This is a genomic window from Glutamicibacter sp. AGC84, assembly GCF_053543575.1.
Genome location: NZ_JBLVOC010000020.1, coordinates 74,102 through 79,172, shown reverse-complemented (window position 1 = coordinate 79,172; position 5,071 = coordinate 74,102). Strand labels below are relative to the sequence as shown.

The window sequence follows — 5,071 nt, the reverse complement described above, 5'->3', positions numbered from 1 at the left end:
GGGATCCCCGGCATGGGATCCCACTTCTTTTGGGTAACAACCCCGCACCATCGGGGTTGTATCTGAGTGTCTGTTGATAAGTCACTCAGGGACTAGATAACCAGTTGCTAAACCACCTGGTTGAGCCATCGAACAGGCGCGTCTTCGCCTGCGTGACGGAAGGGTTCAAGTTCTTCATCCCAAGGCTCGCCGAGAGCGATGGACATCTCCTGGTAGAAGACCGAGGGATTGCCGTCGCCCTTTTCATAGGCCCACCGGATGCGTTCTTCGCTGACCATGACGTTGCCAGCGCAATCAACCGTGGCGTGGAAGATGCCAAGATCAGGGGTCACGGACCAACGGCTGCCGTCGGCACCCGGGCTTGGGTCTTCGGTGATTTCGAAACGAAGATGCTGCCAACCATGCATCTCACTGGTCAGCAAAGAGCCGGTACCTTGCGTACCTACCCACTCGATTTCGGCGCGACAAAATCCGGGTGCGACGTGCTGTTCGGTCCACTCCATTTTTACTGGAGTGCCGAGCACGGACCCGATTGCCCATTCCAGATGTGGGCATAGCGCTGCAGGGGCGGAATGAATATAAATCACGCCTTTGGACATCGGTGCAGACATGCCATCCTCCGTTGCGGTGTTGATCGTCTTCCCCTACGTCAACATCGTTCCGGTGCCATCGCCGCCGATACTTCCATTTTGCCCGATGAAGAGGCCTTTCGCCACCCAGAAAGGCTATTTTTGCAGAATGGTACCAAGTAGTCAGGCTCGCGGATGGGCTTGGCGGTAGCTTTGCCTCAATCGGTCAACCGAAACGTGAGTATATAGCTGGGTTGTTGCCAGCGAAGCATGCCCGAGGAATTCCTGGACGGCACGCAAATCTGCGCCGCCATCCAGCAGATGCGTGGCTACGGTGTGCCTTAACGCGTGCGGGCCGCTGGCAGCGGTATCCCCCAGCGATTGCAAGGCCTTGGAAATGACCTCGCGTGCCTGGCGTACATTCAAACGCGCACCGCGCACCCCTACGAGCAAAGCGCCTTGAGCTTCCTGGCGGGCCAGGACCTTGCGATGCGACCGAATCCACCCGATGATCACGCGCTCTGCGGGCTTGCCAAACGGAACAACCCGTTCCTTGTTGCCCTTGCCGAGAACCTTGACGGTGCGTCGTTCGAAGTCGATGTCGTCAACGTCCAAGGCCACGAGCTCGCTGATACGCAGGCCGGATGCGTACAGCAACTCGGCGATGACTTTATCGCGTGCCGCTACGGCCTGGCTCTTGGCATCGGGGGCAGGTTCCGGCTTGCTCTCGCTGACTTCTTTTCCAGCAGGCGGCTGGGCTGTTTCGGAGAGCAAGCGGTCGATCTGGCTTGGTTGCAAAACATGCGGAAGACGCCGTTCCTTCCTGGGCGCGGCCAGCCGCAGGGCAGGGTCCGCGTCGATCAGCTGATGCTTCAGCGCCCACGCGAAGAAGCTCTTCACCGCAGAGATCCTGCGGGCCAAGGTGGTGCGGGAAATCTGCGATTCATGAAGCTGTGCCAACCAATCGCGGAGCGTATCAACTGAAATCTGCTTGAGGCTCGGATCCTGCGCATGGTGGAGCAAGAACTGGCCGAGGTTCCGCAAATCCACTTCGTAGGCTCGCAGGGTATTAGTGCTGCGGCCGCGTTCGCGTTGCAGGTACTCCAGGTAGTCTGCCACCGGCTCAGCGAATTTTGCTGACGTCGCATTGCTGGCGTGCGTCGTTGATTCTTGCTTCATCACTATTGAGGATACCCTCAGCTGCGTCACCGGTCAGTTTTGGCGCACCAACTTCCATGCCAGGCCATCGGTGGCAGCCATTTGCAGTGTCTCCAATCGATTGATGGCGCGTAGCGTCTGGATCAGCGGCACCCCGCTGCGGGCAGAGATCTCATCGACCAGCAATCCTTTGGTGAAGGACATGATGTCGTACACCATTGCTTCGTCCCTACCCAGGATGTCCGTCGGGCGTTGCTGAACTTTGGCACTTCGCGGCTCTGCTTGGCAGTGGTGGCCAACCAGGCCCAGCGCATCTTGCGGGCTGGCGAGCAAGGCAGCACTGCCTTCTGCAATCAATCGGTGGCACCCTGCGGAGTTGGGCGCGAAAACGCTTCCGGGAACGGCCGCTACATCGCGTCCCAACTCGACTGCATGGCTGGCGGTGTTCAGCGCTCCTGAGCGGTGGCGCGCTTCGCTGACGATAACCAGCCTGCTCAATGCCGCGATCAGCCGGTTGCGGTTCAGGAAGCGGAAGCGTGCTGATGTGGTTCCGGGAGGCACCTCTGAGATCAGCACGCCGCGAGCAATAATCTGGTTGAGCAGGTTGCTGTTGCCCGAAGGGTAGAGCCGATCGATGCCGCCAGCCATAACCGTGATCGTTGGCGGGTTCGGATGCTGCCAATCGTCCACGCTCAGAGCGGCCCGGTGCGCGCTGGCGTCAATGCCGTAAGCGCCACCCGAGACAATGGTGTACCCGTTCAGGGCCAGGGTCCGGCCAAGATCGAAGGTGACTTGATCACCGTAGTCACTGGCATCGCGGGAGCCGACGATGGACACGCTGCGCGCCAGCTCTTGGCCTTCGAGCAATTGCGGGTTCGCTGAACGCCACCACAGGCACAGGGGACGTCCCAGTTCCAGGTCGGCTAGCTGTCGCGGCCACGAAGCATCGTCCGGGATCAGCAATCCGCCACCCGCGCGCGCAGCGGCATCCAAGGCTCCCGCCGGGTTGCTCAGCGACAGGCGCTTTCTCCATCGGGCCAAGGCTACCCTCAAGTCTTGTGCGCCATCCCCGGGCGGGTGGAATCCGAGGATTCCGTCGACCGGCGCTTTGAGCACGGCCGGGTAGAAATCCTCCCGCTGGATCAGGCGCAGCAGTTCCTGTGGGCTCATCAGTTCCAGCAAGGCCGTGGCCACATAGTCGTTGGGCTCGATAAGTTGGTTCAGATGGGCGTAGACCCGACGCTCCTGGCTGGTTGGAGCCGAGGCTTTTCCGGCAGTGTTCACATCGTTGAAAGTCATGGCCTTACCTAGCTATTTTCCAAGTTCTGGCGAAGGTGAGCGGCGATGGCCAGATCATCCTCGGTCGGTGCTGCATGCCCTTGCTGGTCGGCAACCGTCCACGCGACCCGCAGGAGGCGGTGGATGGCACGCGCAGAGAGCCCGCGTCGTGTGGCGAGTTGTTCAAGCGCCGCCCGGGTCTTGGCCGAGTATGCCAGTTCATTCCTGAGGATCTGAGTTGGTATTTGCGCGTTGCAAGCAATAGAGAACTTTCCCAGCCGCTCCTTGCTGCGTGCCCGGGTGGCCAAGACGCGTTCACGCACCTGTGCACTGGATTCATTTGGTACCCCGCTAAGAAGCTGTGCTTGCGCTACCGGATTGACTCTGACTTGCAGATCCACACGGTCGAGGATGGGTCCTGAAAGCCGGGCGAAATAGCGCCGGCGGGCCATGGGCGTGCAGGTGCACCCGGTACCGGTGCCGAAGTTTTTTCCGCAGGGACACGGATTGGAGGCCATGATGAGTTGGAAACGGGCCGGCAACCGCTGGTGGCCGCGTATCCGCGCGAGGTTGATATAGCCTTCCTCGATCGGTTGGCGAAGCGCATCAAGTACTCCGGTTTGGAATTGCGCTGCTTCATCGAGGAATAGAATGCCCTGGTGCGCGCGGGTAATGGCCCCGGGAATGAGTTGTGCGGTTCCGCCGCCAATCAGGGCTGAGCGGGACGCGGTGTGGTGCGGCGCCACGAAAGGCGGGGTGCGTTGCAGCTGGTCCAATTCCCCGGATCCGCCCCGAGTAATGGAATGCACCGCGGTGGCTTCAAGGGCTTGCAGGTCATCAAGTGGCGGCAGAATCGAAGGCAGGCACTTGGCCAGCATGGTTTTGCCGGCGCCGGCCGGTCCGACCATGATCAGGTGGTGCCCGCCGGCCGCGGCCAGTTCCAAGGCGAGCCGTGCTTCCTGCTGCCCGTTGACCAGGCCCAGGTCCGCATCGCCCGAGGCAGCAGTTCCTGCGGCAGGGCCGGCAGATTCGGTAGGCGCCTGCGGCTGCCGGTGGCGCAGGTAAGTGGTGACCTGTTCGGCGCGGGCTCCGCAGCAGGTGAGGACCTGTCCCAGATGGCGTAGCGCCATGACCTCGATTCCATGCACCAGCCTCGCTTCTGCCCCGTTAGCCTCGGCCACGATCACCCGGTCAAGACCATGGACCTTGGCTAGCTGCACCGCTGGCAGCACCCCAGGTACTGGCCGCAAGGTGCCATCCAAGCCGAGTTCCGCCATGTACAGCGTGCTCGGTGACGCGAACAGCTGTTGATCAGCGGCCAAGGCGGCGATGACGATGGCCAGATCGAAAGCCGATCCATACTTGGGCAGGGTGGCTGGCGAAAGATTGACCGTCAGTTTCCGGTTTGCCAGAGGAATCCCTGAGTTCCTAGCCGCGGCTTTGATTCGTTCGCGGGCCTCGCTCAAAGATGCATCGGGCAAGCCCAGCAGGACGAATCCGGGAATGCCGTTGCCGAGGTCGGCCTCGACTTCCACCAGTGAGGCGCTGACCCCGTGCAGGGCCACTGCGCTGGTCCGGGCGGTGCTCATGAGCGCACGTTCTCATGCAGCCGGCATTCGAACCCTGTTGCTGTCAGATAGACCTCGACGATGTCCACGCGAAGTTCGGCGAGAAACATGCGATGGCATTGGGCCCAGGAAATCAGCAGCCTGTTGAGCCGGCGGAATTTTGCCGCGCTGATCGCCTCGAAGCCCGATCCATAGCGTTGCGAGGACCTCGTTTTGACTTCGACGGCGGTGATCTGGCCGTTGCCGGCTCTTGCCACCAGGTCCAGCTCCCCTGCTGGGCATCTCCAATTGCGATCGAGAATTTCGTAGTGCTGCCCGGTGAGAAATGCGGCGGCAGCTTGTTCGCCATCGGCCCCTAGGCGTTGCTTCGCGGTCTGCATGTTTGCTCCTCGATGTCTGCGATCCGTAATGGAAACATCGTCGGAGAATTATGGTCCACAGCGGCGGCGCCCGCCGCGGAATGTGGACAATTCGCTTTAAACGAGATCGCCCGCTCTG

The 5,071-nt window shown here is 61.2% G+C and carries 5 protein-coding genes; all 5 read right to left on the bottom strand.

The annotated features are described in order from the left end of the window. Nucleotides 1-107: 107 nt before the first annotated feature. On the bottom strand, nt 108-611 hold the full coding sequence (locus ACNPN0_RS12660) for a DUF3145 domain-containing protein (protein WP_448938592.1): 504 nt from the start codon (nt 609-611) through the stop codon (nt 108-110). Between the two features lie 141 nt (nt 612-752). Next, a complete protein-coding gene (locus ACNPN0_RS12655) occupies nt 753-1,748 on the bottom strand; it encodes a tyrosine recombinase XerC (protein WP_402734986.1) in 996 nt (331 codons plus the stop codon). 33 nt (nt 1,749-1,781) lie between these two features. Next, nucleotides 1,782-3,026: a DNA-processing protein DprA gene (gene dprA / locus ACNPN0_RS12650; protein WP_448938591.1), complete on the bottom strand. Its 1,245-nt coding sequence runs from the start codon at nt 3,024-3,026 to the stop codon at nt 1,782-1,784. Between the two features lie 8 nt (nt 3,027-3,034). Further along, nucleotides 3,035-4,594, bottom strand: a complete 1,560-nt coding sequence (locus ACNPN0_RS12645; protein WP_448938590.1) for a YifB family Mg chelatase-like AAA ATPase — start codon at nt 4,592-4,594, stop codon at nt 3,035-3,037. Continuing rightward, on the bottom strand, nt 4,591-4,953 hold the full coding sequence (locus ACNPN0_RS12640) for a YraN family protein (protein ID WP_332595130.1): 363 nt from the start codon (nt 4,951-4,953) through the stop codon (nt 4,591-4,593). The genes ACNPN0_RS12645 and ACNPN0_RS12640 overlap by 4 nt, the downstream gene beginning before the upstream one ends. Nucleotides 4,954-5,071 lie beyond the last annotated feature (118 nt).

Coding starts and splice junctions, on each gene's coding strand:
- ACNPN0_RS12645 (WP_448938590.1), bottom strand. CDS start 4,594: ATGAGCACCGCCCGGACCAGCGCAGTGGCCCTGCACGGGGTCAGCGCC.
- ACNPN0_RS12655 (WP_402734986.1), bottom strand. CDS start 1,748: ATGAAGCAAGAATCAACGACGCACGCCAGCAATGCGACGTCAGCAAAA.
- dprA (WP_448938591.1), bottom strand. CDS start 3,026: ATGACTTTCAACGATGTGAACACTGCCGGAAAAGCCTCGGCTCCAACC.
- ACNPN0_RS12640 (WP_332595130.1), bottom strand. CDS start 4,953: ATGCAGACCGCGAAGCAACGCCTAGGGGCCGATGGCGAACAAGCTGCC.
- ACNPN0_RS12660 (WP_448938592.1), bottom strand. CDS start 611: ATGTCTGCACCGATGTCCAAAGGCGTGATTTATATTCATTCCGCCCCT.